This window comes from Dokdonella ginsengisoli (assembly GCF_042652785.1).
Taxonomy (GTDB): Bacteria; Pseudomonadota; Gammaproteobacteria; order Xanthomonadales; family Rhodanobacteraceae; genus Dokdonella_A; species Dokdonella_A ginsengisoli.
Map to the genome: position 1 here is coordinate 25,359 of NZ_JBHSHD010000008.1, position 21,819 is coordinate 47,177.

Annotated in this window: 12 protein-coding genes; 5 read left to right on the forward strand and 7 right to left on the reverse strand. The window is 67.6% G+C overall.

All coding sequences use genetic code 11. From position 1 onward, the window contains the following. Positions 1-229: 229 nt before the first annotated feature. Together ACFO6Q_RS10625 and ACFO6Q_RS10630 are read right to left on the reverse strand one after the other, a co-directional pair. The gene (locus ACFO6Q_RS10625; protein WP_380020795.1) at positions 230-925 is read right to left on the reverse strand and encodes a hypothetical protein; all 696 of its coding nucleotides are present in this window, start codon (positions 923-925) and stop codon (positions 230-232) included. Further along, positions 922-1,299, reverse strand: coding sequence for a DUF4398 domain-containing protein (locus ACFO6Q_RS10630; RefSeq protein ID WP_380020796.1), 378 nt, complete (start codon positions 1,297-1,299; stop codon positions 922-924). Before ACFO6Q_RS10630 ends, ACFO6Q_RS10625 begins: the two co-directional genes overlap by 4 nt. 156 nt (positions 1,300-1,455) lie before the next feature. Here ACFO6Q_RS10630 and ACFO6Q_RS10635 point away from each other — a divergent pair, with 156 nt between their 5' ends. Beyond that, entirely contained in the window at positions 1,456-2,559 is a 1,104-nt protein-coding gene (locus ACFO6Q_RS10635; RefSeq protein ID WP_380020798.1) for a PilT/PilU family type 4a pilus ATPase, read from the forward strand. Between the two features lie 93 nt (positions 2,560-2,652). Here ACFO6Q_RS10635 and ACFO6Q_RS10640 read toward each other — a convergent pair whose 3' ends face one another. The 5 genes from ACFO6Q_RS10640 to ACFO6Q_RS10660 all read right to left on the reverse strand — a co-directional run bounded on the left by ACFO6Q_RS10640 (position 2,653) and on the right by ACFO6Q_RS10660 (position 12,917). Further along, entirely contained in the window at positions 2,653-3,240 is a 588-nt protein-coding gene (locus ACFO6Q_RS10640) for a 2OG-Fe(II) oxygenase (RefSeq protein WP_380020800.1), read from the reverse strand. Continuing rightward, positions 3,230-5,071 carry a tetratricopeptide repeat-containing sulfotransferase family protein gene (locus ACFO6Q_RS10645; RefSeq protein WP_380020802.1) on the reverse strand — a complete coding sequence of 614 codons (1,842 nt, stop codon included), beginning with the start codon at positions 5,069-5,071 and terminating at the stop codon, positions 3,230-3,232. Before ACFO6Q_RS10645 ends, ACFO6Q_RS10640 begins: the two co-directional genes overlap by 11 nt. 79 nt (positions 5,072-5,150) lie before the next feature. Continuing rightward, complete coding sequence (locus tag ACFO6Q_RS10650) at positions 5,151-8,096, reverse strand: TonB-dependent receptor plug domain-containing protein (protein WP_380020803.1); 2,946 nt, start codon at positions 8,094-8,096, stop codon at positions 5,151-5,153. Positions 8,097-8,441: 345 nt separating this feature from the next. Next, entirely contained in the window at positions 8,442-11,408 is a 2,967-nt protein-coding gene (locus ACFO6Q_RS10655; protein WP_380020805.1) for a TonB-dependent receptor plug domain-containing protein, read from the reverse strand. A gap of 486 nt (positions 11,409-11,894) precedes the next feature. Beyond that, positions 11,895-12,917 (reverse strand): TonB-dependent receptor, encoded by a 1,023-nt coding sequence (locus tag ACFO6Q_RS10660; RefSeq protein ID WP_380020807.1) that lies wholly within the window; start codon positions 12,915-12,917, stop codon positions 11,895-11,897. Between the two features lie 365 nt (positions 12,918-13,282). On the opposite strand from ACFO6Q_RS10660, the gene ACFO6Q_RS10665 reads away from it, so the two are divergent. The 4 genes from ACFO6Q_RS10665 to ACFO6Q_RS10680 all read left to right on the forward strand — a co-directional run bounded on the left by ACFO6Q_RS10665 (position 13,283) and on the right by ACFO6Q_RS10680 (position 21,810). After that, complete coding sequence (locus tag ACFO6Q_RS10665) at positions 13,283-16,840, forward strand: S8 family serine peptidase (RefSeq protein ID WP_380020809.1); 3,558 nt, start codon at positions 13,283-13,285, stop codon at positions 16,838-16,840. 98 nt (positions 16,841-16,938) lie between these two features. Beyond that, entirely contained in the window at positions 16,939-17,652 is a 714-nt protein-coding gene (gene mtgA, locus ACFO6Q_RS10670) for a monofunctional biosynthetic peptidoglycan transglycosylase (RefSeq protein ID WP_380020811.1), read from the forward strand. 73 nt (positions 17,653-17,725) lie between these two features. After that, on the forward strand, positions 17,726-18,655 hold the full coding sequence (locus ACFO6Q_RS10675) for a glycosyltransferase family 2 protein (RefSeq protein ID WP_380020813.1): 930 nt from the start codon (positions 17,726-17,728) through the stop codon (positions 18,653-18,655). Positions 18,656-18,798: 143 nt separating this feature from the next. After that, positions 18,799-21,810, forward strand: a complete 3,012-nt coding sequence (locus tag ACFO6Q_RS10680; RefSeq protein ID WP_380020815.1) for a hypothetical protein — start codon at positions 18,799-18,801, stop codon at positions 21,808-21,810. Positions 21,811-21,819: the final 9 nt, after the last annotated feature.

Below are 21,819 nucleotides of genomic sequence, written 5' to 3' on the forward strand. Positions count from 1 at the left end.
ACGCTACTCCTTCGATCCGGAGTTGGCAACACGACTTCCTGCAGGCGCGGGAGTTCCCGCGGCGACCCGCGGGAATCGTGAAATTATCGTTCAAAAACAGTGAATTGGCCGGCTCTTTCGGCGGCAACGGACGACCAATACCGCCCGCCGGGCGGGCGGCGCTCGCGGCCGTCGATGCCAGGCCGGCGGGCCACGCGGACCGCCCGCCTGGCGCAGGAAACCGGCGCGACTACGGCTGTCCCGAAGCCGGCGGAACCTTCTTGGGCTTGGGTGCCGGCTTCGCCGCCGGCTTGGATTTCGGCTTGGCCTGCGCATCGGCCTTCGGCGCCTTGCCGCTGAGCGCAGCCTCGAGCTCGGCTTCCTTCCTGGCCAGCGCGGTCGCCCTCGCCTGTGCGTCGGCCATGCGCTTGGCCTGGCTCGCTTCGGCGCGTGCGGCTTCGGCGGCCTGCGCGGCCTGCGCGCCCTCGGCCCGGGCCGCTTCGGCTTCGCGCGCCAGGCGCTCGGCCTCTTCCGCACGAATCTGCGACTGCAGGCGCTGGCGCTCCAGCTCCGCGCGGGCCTGGGCCGCGTCGCGCCGCGCGATCGCGAGCTGCAGCCGGTCGTTCTCGCGCTGCAGTTCGGTGCGCTGGTTCTCGAGATAGTCGGCCTCGGCCGCCGCCTGGGCGGTATCGATGCGACGCTCCACGAGGTAGACCAGCTTCTCGCGGTCGCGGCGGCCGGCTTCCTTGAATTCCGCCAGTGCCGCGCGCGCGCGGTCCAGCTGGGCGGGAGCGCGCTGGCCGAGCACGGGATCGCCGGCGAGGCGGTCGATGCGATCGGACAGGCGCTGGTATTCCTCGTCGCGCGCCGAGGCGGAGCCGCTGCACAGGAACAACGCCAGGGCCACGGCGAGCGCGTGGCGGGACGGACGGAAGCCGCGGATCATGGTTGTGCCTCCGGCGATGCGTGTTCGGTCAGGTCGCGATCCAGGGCCGAGTTCTCCTGCTTGAGCCGGTCGACCGCCTCGCGCGCCTTGGCCAGACGCGCCTTGGCGATCGCCAGTTCGCTGTCGGCGGACGACTCGCGCGCCAGTCGCGCCGCTTCGTCGTACTCCTCGCGCGCCTCGGCGGCCTGGGCCTGGTCGTAGCGCCGGCCGGCCGACCGGTATTCCGTCGAGGCGTATTCCGCGGCGCCGGCCGAGCGCGCACTGCCCAGGGAACGCGAGGCCGCGTCGAGCAGATCGGTCGGCGGCTTGGTCGGGCTGCAGCCCTGCAAGGCCAAGAGCGCCAGCGCAACGGCCGGGACATAAAGTTTTCGCATGCTATATCTCATAAGTCGCGCGCTGGTCCGTGCAAGAATTCCGTATTGTGGGAACGCTGCGCGGCGCTGGCAAATCTGCGCCGCAGCGTGGAACAGGGGCTCGGCTGCCGGGGGCGGCTGCCGGGAGATTGGATCCGAACCAGGGCGAAGTCACCGATGGACATCGGCTATTTCCTGAAACTGATGGTCGAGAAGGGTGCGTCGGACATGTTCCTGACCACCGGAGCGCCGGTCAACATCAAGGTCGAGGGCAAACTCTACCCGCTCGGCAACACCGGCATGCCCAACGGCATGGTCAAGAAGATCGCCTACTCGCTGATGGACGAGGGCCAGGTGCCGCAGTTCGAGAAGAACCTCGAGCTCAACATGGCTATTGCGGTGAAGGACACCGGCCGCTTCCGCATCAACGTGTTCAAGCAGCGCGGCGAAGTCGGCATGGTCATCCGCGCGATCAAGAGCGAGATCCCGACGATCGAGCAGCTGCGCCTGCCGCTGCTGTTCAAGAACATCATCATGGAGCCGCGCGGCCTGGTACTGCTGGTCGGCGCGACCGGCTCGGGCAAGTCGACCACCCTGGCGTCGATGATCGACCACCGCAACACGAACAGCTCGGGCCATATCCTGACGATCGAGGATCCGATCGAATACCTGTACCGCCACCGCAAGTCGGTGGTCAACCAGCGCGAGGTCGGACTCGACACGCACAGCTACCACGAAGCGCTGAAGAACGCGATGCGCGAGGCGCCGGACGTCATCCTGATCGGCGAGATCCGCGACGCCGAGACCATGGAAGCGGCGATCGCGTTCTCCGAGACCGGCCACCTGTGCCTGGCGACGCTGCATTCCAACAACGCCGACCAGACGATCGAGCGCATCCTGAACTTCTTCCCGGAATCGGCGCACCGCAACATCCTGATGAACGTGGCGCTGAACCTGAAGGCGGTCATCAGCCAGCGCCTGGTCATGGGCAAGGACGGCCGGCGTCTGCCGGCGGTCGAGGTGCTGATCAATACGCCGCACATCCGCGACCTGCTGCGCCGCGGGCAGATCCACGAGATCAAGGAAGCGATGGATCGCAGCCTGCAGGAAGGCATGCAGACCTTCGACCAATCCCTGTACGCGCTGTACAAGGAAGGCAAGATCGATCTCGAGGAAGCGCTCGGTCACGCGGATTCGCGCGACGGCCTCGCGCTGAAGGTGCGGCTGGCGGAAGGTGCCGATGTGCCGATGCACGACGTCTTCGACACGTCGTCGTATTGATGCGATCGTCCTCGATCGCCCTGACCTGACGGGACCGCGCGACGGGTGGCACGTCTTCGGCGGCTCCAGCAGCGACCATTCGCGGCCGCTCTTTCAGAACAGCAGATACGTCGAAAGGATGTACTTGTCGTTGGAGCGCGGTGGCAGGCCGGCGTGCTGGAACAGCCAGTACGGCGGGAACACGAGCAGGCGCCCGGCGCGTGCCTGCACCTTGAGGCCGAGGTCGCAGAACTCGGTCTCGCCGCCCGCGGCGACGTCGTTGAGATACCAGAGAAACACCAGGTAGCGGTTGGCGACGGCGTCGATCGAGTCGAAGTGCGGCTGGAACTGCTCGTCCGCGCCGACGCGATAGCGTTTGATGCGCAGGTCTTCGATGTCCGGCCGCGCCGGCACCGGAATGGTCAGGCGCACGCGCTCGTTGTAGAGCGCGAGATGACGATCGATCTGGTGCAGGAAGAACCCCTTGAAACCGTCGTCGGCGAGGCGCGAGACGTTCAGCTCGGTCCATCCGCTGCGCTCCAGCCCCGGCCGCACGCCGCGGCCATTGTTCGTCTGCAGATGCGCCGTCTGCTCGAAGGATGCGATCAGCTGCGCGCAGAACTGCGGCTCCAGCGCATCGTCGAACCAGACGACGTAGTCCGTCAGCGCGGGCCGGCGCGCGCCTTCCGCGTCACCAGGCATAACCCCAGCGCTCCATGACCGGCTGAAGAATCGTGCGCACGGGCGCGAGATGGTCCTCGTAACGCCGCCAGCGGTCGACCGCCCGCGCATTGGCCGGCTCGATCACCTGCGTGTAGCTCGGCGTGCTGATGTAGCCCTTGTTGCGGGCGTGCTCGTGGAATCCCAGCAGCGGGCCGGCATCGGCCAAACCCAGGAAATCGCCGATCCGCCGCGCATTGCCTTCGAAGTCCGCCACCAGCTCTTCGTAGCGCGAAACCAGCAGCGCCGGCTGCATCAGCTCCGCGTGATGGAACCACGATTCCATCGCCGCGACGTAGCTGCGCGCGAGGCGTTCCAGGGTCGAGCACATCACCATGAAGTTGGGCGAGCGGAAATGCTGCATGTAGCAGCTCAACAGCACGTCGCAGGGATGGCGCAGGGCGAGGATGATGCGCGCCTGCGGGAACAGGCGCAGGATCATCGGCAGGCGCAGCATGTTCAGGGGATTCTTGTCGACCAGCCGCTGCCCCGGCCCGAGGCGCACCGTGTTGGCGACGAGCCGCCAGTATTCCTCGCGCAGACGGCCGCACTGGGCCGGCGTGAGTTCACCGAGATCGTGCGGATAGCGCAGGCTGAGCGGCGACAGCAGCTCGATCGTGTCGTTGACGTAGATGCGCTCGTCCATCGAGCGCAGGCCGGGATGCGCGTCGAGCATCTGCTCCAGCATCGTCGTGCCCGAACGCGGAAATCCGACGATGAAGATCGGCGACGCCTCCGCGGCCGGCGGGTCCGGATCGGACCATGTACGAAATTCCCGCTCGAGCAGGCGCACCGCAGCGGTCGGCAACGCCGTCGCGTCGGGCGCCAGCAGCTGCGGGACGAGCTGCTCGGCCAGGCGCAGCTGACAGGCGTGCGCCTGCGCGAACGCCTGCATCGCCGCCTCCGCGTCGCGATGGCGGTCGCAGACCTTGCCGAGCGCGAAATAAAACCCGGCGCGGCGATGCTCGGGCTCGGTCAACGGAACGAGCTGTTCGACCAGCGCGCGCATGCGCGCCGGGTCGGCGTCGCGCGAGGCGATCGCGATCTGCGCGCCGGCGATGTCGCGGCGCAAGGCCGGGTCGCGCACCGCGTCCGGCGGAGGCAGACGGCGCAGCCATTCGCGCGCCTCGTCGAGGCGGTTCAGGCGCTCGTACAGGCCGACCAGCGAGGCCAGCACGCGTGCCTCGTCAGGCGTCCGGCGCAGGGCCTCGAGCAGGACGGCCTCGCCGTGAGTGGTCTCGCCGAGCAGGGTCAGCAGCGAACCGAGCTCGATGCGCTGCTCGTCGTTGAGGTCGGCCCATTCCCGCCACGGCTGGATCAGCTTCTGCGCGGCCGCGTGATCGCCGCATTCGTAGCAGGCCCGGGCACCGTAGAGGCGCGCGTCGAGCAGGCGCGCGTCCGCCGCGACCGCAGCCAGGAACCGGTCGCGCGCGGCGGCGACCTTGCCCGCCTCCATTTCGAGAAATCCGAGATTGACGAGCAGCCCGGCGTTGGCCGGCGCGAGGCGCAGCGCCTGTCCGTACGCCGCATCGGCGGCGATGAAATCGCCGGTGTCACGCAGCACGTTGCCGAGGTTGTTCCAGTGCTCGAACACGCCCGGCTGCAACCGAGTCAACCGGGCGTACGCGTCCACGGCCGCCGGCAGCTTGCCCTGGAACTGCAGGCTCAGCGCGAACAGGGTCAGGGCGGCGACGTCGTCGGGTGCGACGCCCAGCCGGGCGCGGCACAGCTCCTCGACGCGATCGTAGTGAGCGGCCCGCAGCAGAGCATAGGCCTGGGCCGGCGAGAACGCGGAGGAAGCGGCGACCGTCATGCGGCAACGATATCGCAGTGGTCGAAAAAAAGCCGCGCGGCTCGCACCGCGCGGCTTGCAGCCGTTCCGGCGGACCGGATCAGAACTTCACGGTCACGCGACCCCAGAAGTAGCGGCCGAGCATTTCCGAATAGTAGGTGCTGACGTCGGTGTTCGAGTTCAGCGTGTTGTTCTGGTAGATCTGCGGCGGCTTCTTGTCGAACGCATTGTCGATGCCGACGTCGAAGCGCGTCTTCAGAGACGCCAGTTCGTAGCCGATCTGGAAGTTGTGCGTCGTCGACGAGCCGTACTTGAGCACGACGCCGGGGAAGTCCGGCGAGCCGTCGGCGGAGAAGTTCTGGCGCAGGTCCATGCTGCCGACCGAGAACGGTCCGACGTAATGCGCGTACCAGCTCGCGTCGAACGCGCCCAGGCGCCAGCTGATGCCTGCGATCGCCTTCCAGCGCGCATAGTTGCCGTATTCGTTCCAGTACTTGCCGGCGAGGCTGTTGACGACGTTGCCGGGCAGGCCCGGCGTCAGCGAGTTGTCCATCCGCGCCAGGTACGTGCTGTTGAAGCTCAGCGCGAAACTGCCGAACGAGGTCTCCGGCAGGCGGTACTTCGCGGAGAAGTCCACGCCCTTCGCGTCGAAGCGGCCGAGATTGACGACCGGCTGGTAGATCGTGTCGATGGAGCCGGAGCTCGGACCATCCGGGAAGCGCCGCACGAGGCTGCAGAACTGCCCCGTGTTGTAGCAGGTGTTCACCGCCAGCGAGGCGCCGATGTTGCCGATGTAGTCGTTGAGATACAGGCGCCACAGGTCGGCGCTCAGCGAGAGGCCTTCCAGCCAGCGCGGATCGTAGACGACGCCGAAGTTGAACGACTTGCCGAACTCCGGCTTCAGGGTCGTCAGGTTCGGGTCGATGCGATGCGCCCAGATGTTGCCGGACGGCGTGCCGTTGCTCTGCGACAGGCCCGTACCGCCGAAACTGCCGTCCTGCGGAACGCCGACGCAGGCCGCGGCCACGCTCGGAGGCACGACGCCGCCTTCGAAGTTGGCGGCATTGAGCCCGTTGCAGGGATCGCGGAACAGCGGCGCGTTGCCGGCCGGTCCGGCGTAGACGTCCTGCGTGGTCGGCGCGCGGAACACCTTCGACACCGTGCCGCGCAGCAGCAGGTCCTCGATCGGACGCCACTCGACGGCGACCTTCCAGTTGTTGGTGTTGCCGAACTTGTCGAACTTCGAATAGCGGTCGCCGACGATCAGGTTCAGCGAGTGCGCGAACGGAATGTCCTTCAGGATCGGCACCAGCACTTCGAAATAGGCTTCCTTGACGTCGAGCGAACCGCTCACCGGCGATCCGCACGCTTCCTGCGCCAGGGCGCAGTTGCCGCGGTTGTCGGCGACGGAGAGGCTGTCGACGCGACCGGTCAGGCTGTCCTTGCGGTACGACACGCCGCCGGCGAGGCTGACCGCGCCGGCCGGCAGATCGAACAGCTCGCCGGCGACGTCGAAGCGCGCGATGCGCTGGCTCGCCGTGGTGCTGTCGTATTTCGGATTGACCAGCACCGACTGCAGCTGCGAGATCGTCGCCGGATCGTTGACGTTGAAGATGTTGATCGGCGTGCAGCCTTCGATCGGATTCTCCGCCGTGCCGCAGTGCACCTGGCCGTCGCCGCCGAGGAAGGACGACCCCAGCGCGTTGCGCAGCGCCGGATAGTTCACGTAGCCGTAGGAGTTGGTGTCCTTGCTGTAGTGGCCGTAGTCGAAGCCCAGATCCCAGGTCCAGCTCGAGGCGCCGAAGGTGCCCTTGAAACCGCCATGACCGGAATAGCTTTCGGTCGACTGGGCGATGACGCGATTGCCCAGGCTCGTGAAGCGGGAGAGATACTGGTAGCCGTCGCGGCCGAACTCGATGCCGAACGGGTTGTAGTAGTTGTCAGCCGCGATGGTGACCGCGTCGTTCTGCGCGTCGAACGGCAGCGGCGCGATCTGCGAACGCGAGCGGGTCTTGTTGGCGTAGACCTCCAGATAACCGGTGACGGAATCGGTGATCTTGTAGTTGCCGAGCGCGAATGCGCTGGTGCGCTCCTGCGGCGTCAGGATCAGATTGCCGACGCGCTGGTAGTTGTAGGCGTCGTTGTTCGGGCCCGAACCGACGTAGCAGCGATAGTCGCCGGGGGAACCGCCCGAGCGGCCGGCGATCAGGGTCACGCTGCCGCAGCTTTCGCCGTCCTGGTTGAAGTACATGCCGTCCGGCACGAAGATGCGGCCGCTCGGCGTACGGCTCGATCCGGCCAGGCTGACGACGCCGCTGTACAGATAGAACGCATCCGCCGAGAACGGACGGTTCGCCGCCGACGCGATCTCCTGCTTGTTGTAATTGACGCCGACGGTCAGATTGCCCTTCTCGGAATTGTGGCCGAACATCACCGAGTAGCCCTGGCGCTGGCCGTCGTCGCGGTCGGAGATGCCGTAGTCGGCCTGCAGCTCGACGCCCTGGAAATCCGAGCGCAGCACGAAGTTGACTACGCCGCCGATCGCGTCGGATCCGTACACCGAGGACGCACCGTCGCCGAGGACTTCCATGCGCTCGATCGCGCTGGCCGGAATCTGGTTGACGTCGGTGCTGTTGCCCGGGATCTGCATGATCCGGTGGCCGTTGATCAGGATCAGCGTGCGCTGGGCACCGAGGCCGCGCAGATCGATGTAGGTGCCACCGTCACCGCCGCTGTTGTTCACGCTCGGATTGGAGCCGGCGCCCGCGACGGAAGGCAGGTTCTGCAGCAGGTCGCCGACGGTCAGCTTGCCGGACCGCTCGATCGCTGCCTTGTCGATCGTGACGACCGGATTCGCCGTTTCGAGATCGACGCGCCGGATGCGCGAACCGGTGACGACCACCGTGCCCAACCGTTGCGTATCCGGACCTTGATTCTGGGCGTCCTGCGCGGCGACGGGTGCCGCCTGCGCCGCGACGGCGGCGGAAATTCCGAGGAACAAGGCATTGCGCGCAGGGTTGCGGCGAGGTACGCGATTGACGGCCATGAGCGATCTCCGGGATCGATGAAAGTGGGCACCAACGTGCGAGCGTGCGGCACCGGGAATGTGCGATCTCCAAGCGTGAATCAGCGAACGACCGATGCGAGCCCCCGTTGACCGCGCTCGATGGTTCTTAACGGCATTATTACAACAATAAAAATGCCTTGTCGACGCTCCCGTATGGATTTCGCGGATCGGAAACACGCCCGATAGTTCGTTCAGGATCATAGCCATCGGCTCGGTGGCGTCTTCCGGCAGCGGCATTTCCCGAAAAATCCGCGTGCATTGGAAAAGGCAAAAAAAACGGCCCCGTTTCCGGGGCCGTCGAAAAAACATCGCAGCAATCGCTTCTTAGAACTTCTGCGTGTAACGCAGATAGTAGAAGCGACCGATGTCGAAGCCGCCGTAATAGGCGTACTGCGAGTTCGGCGCCGAGTACATGATCGGCGGCTGCTTGTTGAACAGGTTGTTCGCACCGACCGAGATCGTGCCGTTCCACGGAGCCGTCCAGCGGATCTGGGCGTCGTGGAAGGTGGTCGAACCGACGCGGTTGGTCGGATCGGCACCGGTGTCCGGCGCGACGTGGTCAGGCTGGTTGCACTCCGGACCGCCTTCCGTGTCGTACGAGCAGCTCTCCTTCATGCTGGAGTAGTAGCGCGTGGTCCACGTCGCTCCGAAGTCACCCAGCGACCAGTCCAGGCTCAGGTTCGAACGGATGCGCGGGAAGCCCGCGAAGCTGTTCTGCACCTGCACAACGGTGTCCGGCTTGTCGTCCGGCTTGACGTTGTTGAGCTTGACGTAGGTCGTGTCCCAGCTCACGCGGAAGCGGCCGAACGCGAACTCCGGCAGACGGTAGTTCACGCCGAAATCGTAGCCTTCCACTTCCTGCCAGCCCTGGTTGATGCCGGCACGCAGCGCGGTGTTGACCGCACCGCTGGCATCACGCGTGAACAGAGCGCCCGAGCAGCGCGATTCCACGCCGAACACGTAGCAGTCCTGCAGCATCTGGCTGACGGTATCGCCGACGATCGTGTTCTTGATCTTGACGTTGTACCAGTCCAGGCTCAGGTCCAGACCCTGGATCCAGTTCGGGCTGTAGACCAGGCCAGCGGTCTTGCTGGTCGAGGTCTCCGGCTGCAGGTTCGCGTTCGAACCGGCCATGAACGGAATCGCGGTCTGGCACGGCTGCGACGTACACGGACGGCCACCCTGACGCGGCTGACGGAAGTCGGCCGCCGTCGGGTTCTGGCCACCGAAGCCGGCCACGCAGCGCGCGAGCACGTCGGGGTTGCGAGCAGCGGAACCGAGCACGGTGTCGCACGGATCGGAGTAGCTGTCGAACGTCTGGCTGAAGCCGCCGTACAGGTCGCCGATCGTCGGCGCGCGGAAGCCCTCGGCGTAGTTGCCGCGGACCAGCAGGTCCTCGATCGGACGCCAGGTCAGGCTGAACTTGCCGTTGGTCGTGTCACCGAACGTGGAGTAGTCCGAGTAGCGCGCCGCGACGTTGAACGACAGTTCCTTGAAGAACGGCACGTCCTTCAGCACCGGCACGTCCACTTCCACGTAGTACTCGTCGACCGAGTAACGACCCTTGGTCATGGTGCCGGCGAGGTCGGTACTCTGACCGGCCTGCTTGGACGCGTCCGGCTCGAAGCGGCCCGACTCCGAGCGGTACTCGTAACCCGTGGCGAGACCGACGTCACCCGCCGGCAGCGAGAACAGCGAACCGGTCAGGTTGGCGCTGTAGTCCACCGTCTTGGTGCGGCCGGTGTCGTGGTAGAACGGGAACAGGAACGTCTGCAGTTCCTTGTTGCCCGACAGCGAGTCCGGAGCGACCGTGCCGGCCGGATAGAACGGGTTCCACGGCACGCACTGTCCGGGGCCCGAACCGTACGGGGTCGGGCTGTCCGCCGTGCCGCACTCGACGCGGTTGGTCAGCGGGTTGAAGAACGAAGCGCCCGTCGATGCCGCCACGGCCGGCAGGCTGTAGTCGCCGCGGCCGGTCTTGAGCAGGTCGTTGGTGTTGACGTAGCCGCCGACGTCCCAGTTCCAGGTGCGGCCGGCGATCTCGAAGGAGCCTTCCAGCGTGCCGGAGAAGCGGTACGTCTGCAGGTCGCTGCGCGTAACGCGCGGCACTTCCCAGCCGCGGCGCAGGAAGTAGACGTTGGTCGCGTCAGCCGGATCGGCGACGTGCTGCGTGCCGAACGGGTTGTAGTAGCTGTCCGGCGACAGGTTGCCACCCTGGAACGGATAGCCCGCGACCTGCTGCGTGGTCGAGCGCTTGTTGTACAGGATGTCGGTCGAGAACTTGATGTTGTCGGTGATGTTGTACTCACCGGCGACGAACAGCGAGTGACGGTCCAGACCCGTCGTGCCCATCATCTGCTCGTTGGAGTTGCTGAGGTCGGACGCGCCACCGGCCGAATTCGTGCCGTGGAAGTCGTTCGGACCGTTGTTGTAGCCGGCGTTGAACGGATTGCCGCCCGGGTTCAGCGTACAAGCGCCGTACGGGCTGTCTTCGATGCCCGGACAGCCGTTGGGCAGGAAGAACACGCCCCACTGCGAGACCGGGGTCAGCGCATCGAGCGGATGACGGCTGCTGTTGCCGTAACGGCTGTAGGGACGATTCTTCGCCCAGGTCGGCTCTTCCTTCGAATACTCGGCGGCGACCGTGATCGAGCCGCGCTCGTTGTGCGAGCCCAGCGTCATGCTGTAGGTCTGCTTGGTGCCGTCGCCTTCGTCGTACTGGCCGACGTAGGCGCTGGCTTCCATGCCGTCGTAGTTACGACGCGTGATGATGTTGACCACGCCCGCGATCGCGTCGGAGCCGTAGATCGCCGAGGCGCCATCCTTCAGCACTTCGATGCGCTCGACCGCCGCGACCGGAACCTGCGACAGATCCTGCAGGCCGTCGCTGGTCGCGCCCAGGCGCTTGCCGTTCAGCAGCACCAGCGTGCGGTTGGCGCCGAGGTTGCGCATGTCGATGTAGTAGCCACCGACGTTCTCACCGGAGGCCAGCACGCTCGAGCGGCTGATCGGCGGCGAGCCGGCTTCGGTCAGGTTCGACAGGATGTCGACGACCGTGTTGAAACCCTGCTTCTCGATCGCGGCGCGATCGAGCACCAGGATCGGCTGGGCGGTTTCGACGTCCGCCTTGCGGATGCGCGAGCCCGTCACCGTGACGGTTTCCAGCGACTGCGTTTCACCTTGCGGGTCTTGCGCGAAGGCCGGGGCCGCGGTCAGGGCAACCGCGGCCGCGGTTCCCGTATACAACGCATAGCGCACGGCTTTGAAAAGCTCGTTGCTCGATAAATTCATTTCACTCTCCAACGTCAGAGTTGTGTCACAGCTCGGGACATGTGCTCTCCCATCCATGGGAACGACCAAAACGGTCCACCAAAACCCTCGGCAGTTGCCGATACTAACAAGATTCTTACGCCATGGGAATCCCTGAGCACAGCCTTAACAACTCGGGAAAATTTTTGTTATTCAACAACTTATAACTTTCGGACGAAGCGCTCGGCGCCCAACCTCGAGGCTGGGAGGGACGAAATGTGAAAATTCAAGGAATGCCCCGAGCAGGTGCCTGCCGGCTTCGCGCAGATTCCGATTTCGACGCCCGCATACCCTGTGGACGCCGCTTGGGAAAGGGAGAGAAAAGGCCGCTGACAGGAGTGCCGGCGAAGACGACGCACAGCGCCGCCCGGCATGCGCGGCGAGCTTGGAATCAAGAGAGGGGCAACGGCAGGGAGAACGATGCCGGACCTGGATCCGCCGAATCTCCGACGGAGAGGAACGAAACCTCTACAGATCCTGACGGTACTGGATGTACGGCGTACGGTTCTGCTGTCCGTCCGCGTCGCGGGAAGCATTGATCGGCGCGTTCAGAATGTTCTGCGTACCGACGCTGAGCTCGCCGCTCCACGGGGTACGCCAGGACACGCCGAGATCGAGCGTGGTCCAGCGCTTGCCGGCGAACATCGGGTCGTCGCTGCGCAGCACGTGTCCGACGACTGCGCCGCGCAGCGAGCCCGCGCCCAGCCCGAGGCTGAGCGAAAGCTGGTCGAGGTCGATACCCGGCAGCCCGCCCTGGCCGATCGCGGAAAGACGGCTGCGGCCGTAGCTCGCGGCGACGTCGAAGGACGGACCGCTTTCGAACTGCCAGCGGCCACGCGCGTACAGCGCGGCTTCCGAGTCCAGTCCGAGTCCGTAGGAATTGAGCGCCCCCGGCAGGGTCAGCACCGGCACGACGCTGTTGCCGAGCGAGAGTTCGCCGAGCGCGGGAGTGCCCGGTTGCGACTGCAGCCACGACAGACCGTAGGAAAGATCCAGCGCACCGTCAGGCGTGGTCCAGCCCAGGCCCAGCGCGCCGGTCATCGAATTGCGCGCCCACGGCGTGGACGCCGGAACGCTGCAATTGATCGACGTGCAGGTGGCGGAAGGCGTGGCGAGATATTGTCCGAACATCGCGTCGGCGCGGAAACCGTTGCCGAGCTGCCAGCTCAGTCCGCCCGCGCTCGCCTGCGAGCTGCCGGCAAGATGCCAGGCGGAAGGACCGGCGTAACCGGGGGTCGGGTCGATCGGCGACTGCCCCCATTCCCGCGGCAGGGCGACCACCGCCAGCAGCTGACCGTCCGAACCGGACCAGATCGGCACCACCGGCGCGCCCTGGGCCAGCATCGGCGGGGCTCCATCGAACGCGAGCAGCTCGTCGACCAGGGGGGTCTTGCTCGTCGGATGCACCGGCGCCAGGGGCGGCAGCGACTGTGCCGCACCCGCAATCGGGAACAGCGCGATCAGCAACCACTTGGCAAGACGCAGTTTCATTGGAGCCGGTACCGGAACGATCCTCGCGGGCGCGCAGCAGAGAGAGTGCGCGCGGATAGCAGAGTTCCCAAGCCTCGAAGGCTGGCCGAGTATAGCTCGATTTACGAAATACTAACAGGCCTCGCCAGCACCGAACTTTGCGAAAAATCGCGTCCCCGCTCACGAAACCGAAAGACGACGACCCGCCTTTCCCGCCATCCGGCGGGCCCAGGCACCGAACGGCGAACCCGGCCGCGGCACAGCCCTCCCCGGGCGCGCATGCGCCATCAGTCATGCCGAAATTCCATCTCCAGACCTATGCCCCTACGCGGCAAGTCGCCGCATACTCCGGCAGCTGTCCAGCCTACTACTCGGGGAACCTCCGTATGACCAGTCTGCCATCACGCTCCGCGCTCGCCGCGGCCCTGCTCCTTGCCTTGAGCGCCGGTGCGCCTGCCGCGAACGCCGTCTCGGCCTCCGTCGTCGCCGCACACCCGTCGATCGACGCGATCGACGCGGCTCGCGCGAACCCGGACGTGATCATCCTGCAGACCGGCATCTTCGACCCCGCCGCACAGCAGTTGAACGTCGACTCGGTCGGCGCCGCCGCGGATGCGCCTTCCGCCTATGCGATCGTGCAGTTCCGGCAGGGCCAGCTGCGCGAACAGAAGACGCTCGCCGCCCGCGGCGTGCAGTTTCTCGGCTACGTGCCGAACAACGCCTACTACGTCCGCCTCAACGGCACCAAGCTGGAAGATCTGAGCCGCAATCCGGCGGTCCGCTGGGCCGGTCCGCTGCGGCCGGCGATGAAGCTCGACCCGCAGCTGTGGCGCGCTGAGCGCGTCGCGTCGAAGGCGCTGCAGGAAGACGGCCGCTACGAAATCATCGTCAACGCCTTCGCCGGCGTCTCGTCGGCGAACATGGCGGCGGCACTGCGCAAGCGCGTGCCGAACGTCGAGATCACCCTGCGCAGCGAGCGCGCGGACGCCATGCCGTACGTGCGCGCCGCCGTGCAGCCCGCCGACCTCGACGCCCTGCTGCTGGCCGCGACCGAGATCGACGGCGTCGTCAGCGTCGCACCGTGGGTGCCGACGACGACGAACAACGCCGGCGGCATCGCCGCGCTGCAGGGCAATCTCACCGCGTCCTGCGCCGGCAGCGGTCCGGTCTGCGGTCCGGCGCCGCTGTTCGACCAGGGCATCACCGGCGCCGGGCAGATCGCCGCGGTGGCGGACTCGGGCACCACCGTCAACGCCGCCTGGTTCACGACCCTGGACAAGGGCAGCGGCCCGCACACCGAAGTCACCTTCGCCGAGAATCCGCCGCCGGCGCTGCCGAACATCGGCACGCTGTATCCGGACAACAAGATCATCGGCTACTGGACGCAGCCGGGCGGCCCAACCGACTACGACTACGTGTCCGGCCACGGCACGCACACGACCGGCACCGTCGTCGGCGACGCTTCCGGCACGTTCGGCGCGAACTCGTTCATGCCGTCGACGCCGCTGCTGCCCAACCACGACCTCGCCGACGGCATGGCGCCGAACGCGCAGCTGCTGATGCAGGACATCGGCCCGAACAACGCCACGTCGGTCATCGCGGCCGACTTCGCCGGCACCCTCGAGCAGGCCTACCGCGCCGGCGCGCGCGTGCACAACAACAGCTGGGGCGGCCCCACGGCCGGCCAGTATTCCGATCAGGACGCGGCGGCCGATTCGGCGATCCGCAAGCGCGAGGAACTGCTGGTCGTCATCTCGGCCGGCAACGACCGCGCCGGTGCAACCCAGACCGGTTCGCCCGGCAACGCCAAGAACGCCGTCACCGTCGCCGCCCTCGGCCACGCCGGCAGCCTGGTCAAGGCCAGCTACTCCAATGCCGGCCCGACCGCGGACGGCCGCATAAAGCCGGACGTGGCCGCGCCCGGCAGCAGCGTGATCTCCGCGCGCAACAGCGCCACGCCGGTCAACTCCACGCCGACCGCGCCGCAGACGGCGCCGAACTCCGGCACCTCGATGGCGGCACCCACGGTGACCGGCAACGCGGTGCTGCTGCGGGAGTTCTTCACCGACGGCTTCTATCCGCGCGGCGAGAAGACCTCCGACGACGCGCTGAACCCGACCGGCGCAACCTTGAAGGCGCTGCTGCTCAACGGCACCACGCCGGCGACGACACCAGCGGCGTTCCCGAACACCGGCACCGGCTGGGGCCGTCCGTGGCTCGACAATTCACTGTGGTTCAAGAACACAATGCCCAACGGCGACGACAGCCGCCGCCTGCGCCTGTTCGAACGCACCAACGAAGCGGGCATGCAGACCGGCGACGTGCACGAATACGCCATCGCCAGCGTGGCGGCGGGCATCGAGTTCCGCGCCACGCTGACGTGGTTCGATCCGGCCGCCGTGCCGGGCTCCGCCTCGACGCTGATCAACAACCTCGACCTCGAAGTCGTCGCGCCCGACGGCCAGACCTATCTGGGCAACCGCTTCAGCGGCGGCGTGTCGACCACCGGCGGCACGGCCGACGCGAAGGACACGGTCGAGCAGGTGCGCTTCACCGCGCCGGTCGCCGGCAGCTACACGCTGCGCGTCAAGGCGACGTCGGTGCCGGGCGACGGCAGCGTCGGCAGCGATCGCCAGGGCTACGCGCTGGCGGTTTCCGGCGGCTTCGGCCTGCCCGACACGGCCGCGCTGCCGGCACCGACCGCACTGTCGGTCGCCGGCAACGGCAGCAGCGGCGTCGAGATCGGCTTCACGCTCGCCGGCGGCGCACAGGGCGCGCAGCTGTACCGCGCCGACGGCACCTGCGCGACCGCGCAGGCGGGCGATTTCCATCTGGTCGCCTCCGGCAGCGGCGCGCCGCTCACCGACGACACCACCGTCGGCGGCTTCGACTACGCCTACAAGGTGCGCGGCATCTCCAACGACGTCGAAGGCGAGGCCTCGACGTGCATCGACGTCGTCTCGCAGGACGACTGCACGCTGGCGCCGACCTTCGACATCGGCTCGGTGATCGCCGACGGCGCCAATGCGAGCTGCAGCGTGAACCTCGAATGGACCCCGGCGGAGAGCGCCTGCCCGGCGGCCGCGACGATCACCTACAAGATCGAGCGCGACACCGATCCGTACTTCGGCAACGCGCAGACGCTGGCCCCGGGCCAGTCCGGAACCACCTTCGCCGACACCGCGGTGACCAGCGGCACGCCGTACTTCTATCGCGTCACGGCGACCGACGCCGACGGCAACACCACCGTCGCACGCACCGCCAACACGACGCCGACCGGCGCCGACGGTCCGGATCCGGCAGCCTTCCTCGACGACGTCGACACCGGCAGCTTCATGCACATGCAGGCTCCGTGGCAGATCACCAACGCGGCCGCCAGCGCGGGCAGCTTCAGCTACCGCAGCGCGCGTGACGGCGAGCCGTACCCGGCCAACACCTGCGCCAGCATCCAGACGCCGCCGCTGACGATCGCGGCCGGCGCGACGGGCCTGAGCTTCAAGGCGAAGTACGACCTCGAACTCGAGTGGGACGGCGTGGCGATGGAAATCTCCACCGACGGCGGCACCACCTGGAACGACCTGCCGCCCACCGGCGGCTATCCGAGCTCGTTCGCGGCGACCGAGGACAGCACCCCGGGCATCCCGGCCAACGCCTGCGGCTACCGCGCCACGCACGGCGCCTTCAGCGGCGTGACGACGGCGACCTCGAACGACGATCCCGGCAACGGCACCGCCACCGCCGTGTTCAAGCCGTTCGCTGCCGACCTGTCGGCCTACGTCGGCCAGACCGTGCAGATCCGCTGGGTGCTCGCCACCGATCCGCTGGCCACGTTCGATGGCTTCTCGCTCGACGAAGTGCGCATCGGCGACGGCGACTCCGGCGACGTGATCTTCGCCAATGGCTTCGACGAGGACACCGGCAGCGGCGACCACATGTGCCATTGACGCGACGAGTACCGCCCGTCGCAACGACGGGCTAAGCTGCAAAGACGCCGGCGCGGACTTCCGCGCCGGCGTCGTTTGCGCAAGTCCGACCACCGCCGATGCCCGCTGCCGCCCGCTCCCTTCCCCGCCGCTTCCTGCGCTGGCTGCTGATCGCCGTGGCGGTCTGGCTGGCGACGAGCGTGCTCGCGGTGCTCGTGCTGCGCTTCGTGCCGCCGCTGACCTCGGCGGTGATGCTGCAGGACTGGCTCGGCGCACGGCTTGCCGGCGAAGGCGGCTACGCCCTGCACTATCGCTGGACGCCGTGGGAGCAGGTGTCCAAGGCGCTGCCGATCGCCCTGGTCGCGGCCGAGGACCAGAAATTCCCCAGCCACCACGGCTTCGACTTCGACGCCATCCAGGACGCGCTGGCCGAAGCGGAGGAAGGCGAACGCCTGCGCGGCGCCAGCACGATCAGCCAGCAGGTCGCCAAGAATCTGTTCCTGTGGAACGGCCGCAGCTTCGTGCGCAAGGGCCTGGAGGCGTACTTCACCGTGCTGGTGGAGGCGCTGTGGCCGAAGCGGCGCATCCTGGAGGTCTATCTGAACATCGCCGAGTTCGGCGACGGCCTCTACGGCGCGGCGGCGGCCAGCGAACGCTTCTTCGGCGTCGGGCCGGCACGGCTGGATGCGCGCCAGGCCGCCCTGCTCGCCGCCGTGCTGCCCAACCCTTCGCGCTACCGCGTCGACAAGCCCTCGCCGTACGTGCTGCGCCGCGCGGCCTGGATCCAGCGCCAGGCGAACCAGCTCGGCGGCCCCGCCTACCTGCCGCGCTGAAGGCGCCGTCGCCGCGATTTCGCGCGTCATCGCCGTCGGCTAGCATGCGGCGTCCCCCATCGCGGTATCGCTCATGTCGAAACTGACGGTCGTCGTGCCCGCCTACAACGAGAGCGAGGGCCTGCGCGAATTCCACGCGCGCCTCGCGGCCGTGCTCGACCAGCTCGATCTGGAAACCGAGGTGCTCTACGTCGACGACGGCAGCCGCGACGACACTTTCGCGATCATGCGCGCGCTGCGCGAATCCGATCCGCGCGTCTCGACGCTGAAGCTGTCGCGCAACTTCGGCAAGGAACTGGCGCTGACCGCCGGCCTGGACTACGTCGACGCCGACGCGGCGGTCGTCATCGACGCCGACCTGCAGGACCCGCCGGAACTGATCCCGACCTTCGTGCAGCACTGGCGCGAAGGCTACGACGTCGTCTACGGCACGCGCGCCTCGCGCGCCGGCGAAACCGGCTTCAAGAAATTCACCGCGTCGGGCTTCTACCGCGTGATGGGCCGGCTGTCGTCGACGCCGATCCCGCGCGACACCGGCGACTTCCGCCTGCTCTCGCGCCGCGCGCTGGATGCGCTCAAGCAGGTGCGCGAACGGCAGCGCTTCATGAAGGGCCTGTTCACCTGGGTCGGCTTCCGCCAGCTGTCGGTCGTCTACCACCGCGATCCGCGCTACGCTGGCGAGACCAAGTGGAACTACTGGAAGCTGTGGAACTTCGCCATCGAGGGCATCACCTCGTTCTCGGGCGCGCCGCTCAAGCTCGCCACGTACTTCGGCCTGCTCACCGCGATCGTCGCGTTCCTGTTCGGGCTGTGGGTGCTCGCCAAGGCGCTGTGGCTGGGTGATCCGGTGCGCGGCTATCCGTCGCTGATGGTGGTCGTGCTGTTCCTCGGCGGCGCGCAGCTGATGGCGCTCGGCGTGATCGGCGAATACCTCGGACGCCTCTACGTCGAATCCAAGCAGCGGCCGCTCTACCTCATCGACGAATACCGCCCGGCCGGCTGACGGCGCGCCACGCGGCGGCATTTCCCGGGCAGGCGACTGATCAAATGTGCCGCTGCGTCTAGCCGGCGGCCACCCTGCCTTCGAGCCGAATATGATCCGCCGCAAGGCGGAGGCAGTCTCGGCCTGGGCAGGAGGGAGCACCGATGCGCAAGATGGCCGGATGGTGGATTGCCGCGGGCCTCCTCGCGGCCGCGGGGGGCCTGTACTGGCAGCAGGCGGAGCGAAGCCGCCCCCTGTTCCTGCGCGGCGAAGCCGAGGAGGCCGAGGAAGGCGGCCGCCCGCCGGTCGAAGGCGACTACTGGGCCATCCGCCTGGCCTACGCCGGCGACCCGCAACGCCTGCATTTCGAGCCGGCCTGGCTGCTGGAAGCGTCCAAGCAGAACCAGCGCATCGCCGCCGCCGCGCCGGCCGGCGCGCGCACCTACGCACGGTCGGCGAAACAGGCGCTCGCGCTGGACCCCGATGCCTTCACCCTGCTCGGCCCGAAGCCGCTGGTCGGCGAGGGATTCGGCGTCGGCAGCAATGCCGGACGCACGAACGTCATCGTCAGCGACCCGACCGACCCGGCCGTCGCCTGGATCGGCTCCGACGGCGGCGGCGTGTGGAAGACCACGAACTGCTGCTCGGCGGCGACGACCTGGACGGTCAAGACCGATTTTCCCGAGATCGCCAGCATGGCGATCGGCGACCTGACGCTCGATCCGAACGACCCGAACGTGCTCTACGCCGGCACCGGCGACCTGCGCTACGGCTCGTTCTCGTTCGGCGCCGCCGGCCTCCTCAAGAGCACCGACCGCGGCGAGACCTGGAGCCTGCTCGGCCTGGACGTGTTCAATCCGATGTACGGCCCCTCCGCCGGAGGTTTTCCGCAGTACCAGTCGATCGGCAAAGTCGTCGTCGATCCGAATGATTCGGACCACGTCATCGTCGGCACCAAGACCGGCCTGTACTTCTCCTACGACGGCGGCACGAACTGGGACGGCCCCTGCTACACCAATTCGCTCACCACGGCGACGCCGCCGCAGCGCCAGGACATGACCGGGCTGATCGCCGTGAACCGCAGCGGCAGCACCGTGCTCTACGCCGCCGTCGGCACGCGCAGCCAGCCGACGCCGGTGCAACCCGACCTGGTCAACAACGGCGCCAACGGCGTCTACCGTGCGGACATGCCGGCCAGCGGCTGCCCGGCCGTGTCCGACTGGACCCTGCTGGCGAACGGATTCCCGACCGGCACCGGCAACGGCACGCCGAACAATTCGCGCGGCCGCCTGGAAATCGCCGTCGCCCCGGGCGACTCGATGACGCTCTACGCGATGTTCGCCAACCCCGCCAACAGCGGCATCTCCGGCATCTGGAAGACCACCGACGGCGGCGACACCTGGACGCAGACCGGCCAGCCCGGCGATCCCGGCGAACAGATGTGGTACGACGCCGGCATCACCGTCTCGCCGACCGATGCGAACGTGGTCTTCGTGAGCACCGTCGACCTGTTCCGCACCACCGACGGCGGCAGCACCTGGACCAACCTGACCGGCGCCTACAGCGGCGGCCCGGTGCATCCGGACAACCATGCGCGCGCGATCGTCGGCGGCGATGCGAACAGAGTCCTCAACGGCAACGACGGCGGCGTCTACTACCTCGACAACGCGTTGACGGCGAGCAGCTACAACAATGCCAACTGGACGGCACTGAACGACACGCTGCCGACGATCGAGGTCTACCACGGCGACATCACCGCCGATTTCGCCACCGCCGCCAGCTCGGGCGTGAGCGCCGGCTTCCAGGACAACGGCAGCGCGACCGCGGTGTTCTCCGGCACTCCCGTGGCCGGCCCGTGGAACGCGACAAGTGGCGCCGACGGCATCGTCTCGCGCATCGAGCCGGTCCTCGGCCAGCGCTGGTACTACTCCTGGCAGAACGGCAACGTATTCGTCAGCACGGACGGCCCCGACGGCGCGGAGGCCAGCGCCTCCGGCAACTGGGGCGACGACACCCTGAGCTTCATCTTCCCGTTCGACATCTACCGTTACGGCGCGCTCGACGTCGCCGGCAGCGGCTGCACCAGCACACAGGGCTGCACGCACCTGATCGCCGGCTCCAACCGCGTGTGGGAAACCACCACCGGCGGCGTCAACGGCAACGGCTGGGCGCCTAAGACACCCAACCTGACCAAGGGCACGCTGCAGGCGCGCTCCTTCATCAACAACCTGCACTACTCCGTCAGCGACCCGACCGTCGCCATCGCCGGTACCAACGACGGCAACGTGCAGTACGTGTTCGGCCTCGGCGCGGCCAGCGCGGCGACGGCGGTCGACGTGACCGGCGGCAACGCGGTGCTGCCGAACCGGCCGGTGATGGACGTCGCCACCGATCCGCTGAATCCGCTGGTCGGCTACGCCGCGATCGGCGGCTTCACCGCGAACGCGCCGGCGACGCCGGGCCACGTACTGCAGGTGACCTGCACCGCGCAGTGCGCGAGCTTCACCTGGGTCGACAAGAGCGGCAACCTGCCCGACATTCCGGCCAACGCGGTCATCGTCAATCCGCATATTCCCCGGCAGGTCTTCGTCGGCATGGACTGGGGCCTGTACTTCACCGACGACATCACCGCGCAGACGCCGGTGTGGCAGCGCTTCGAGGGCCTGCCGCACGTGATGATCTGGAGCCTGTCGATCGACCGCGGCTTCACCACGCTGGCCGCCTACACGCGCAGCCGCGGCGTGTGGGCCTGGCCGCTGCCGGTCGGCGAAGGCGGCGGCAGCGCGGACCTGTCCGTGACGCTGACGCCACCGGCTGGCGTGGAGCCCGGACTGGAGCTGAACTACACGATCCGCGTGACGAACAACGGCCCCGACGCGGCCGACAACGTGCAGCTGGACAGCCCGCTGGCTCCCGGCCTCGGCTTCAAGTCCAACGCCGGCGACTGCAGCGGTGCCTTCCCATGCACGTTCCCGAGCCTGGCCCCCGGCGCGAGCGTGACGGTGACCACGCGTGCCTGCGTCGCGCGCGACACGGCCGCATCGGGACCGGTCGCGTTCACCGCGACGGCGTCGTCGGACACCACCGATCCCGTCGTCGCGAACAACAGCGCCGGCGCCGACGCGCCGCTGATCCCGGTACAGTTCGCCGACGGCTTCGACTGCCCCGGCGCCTGAACGACCGCC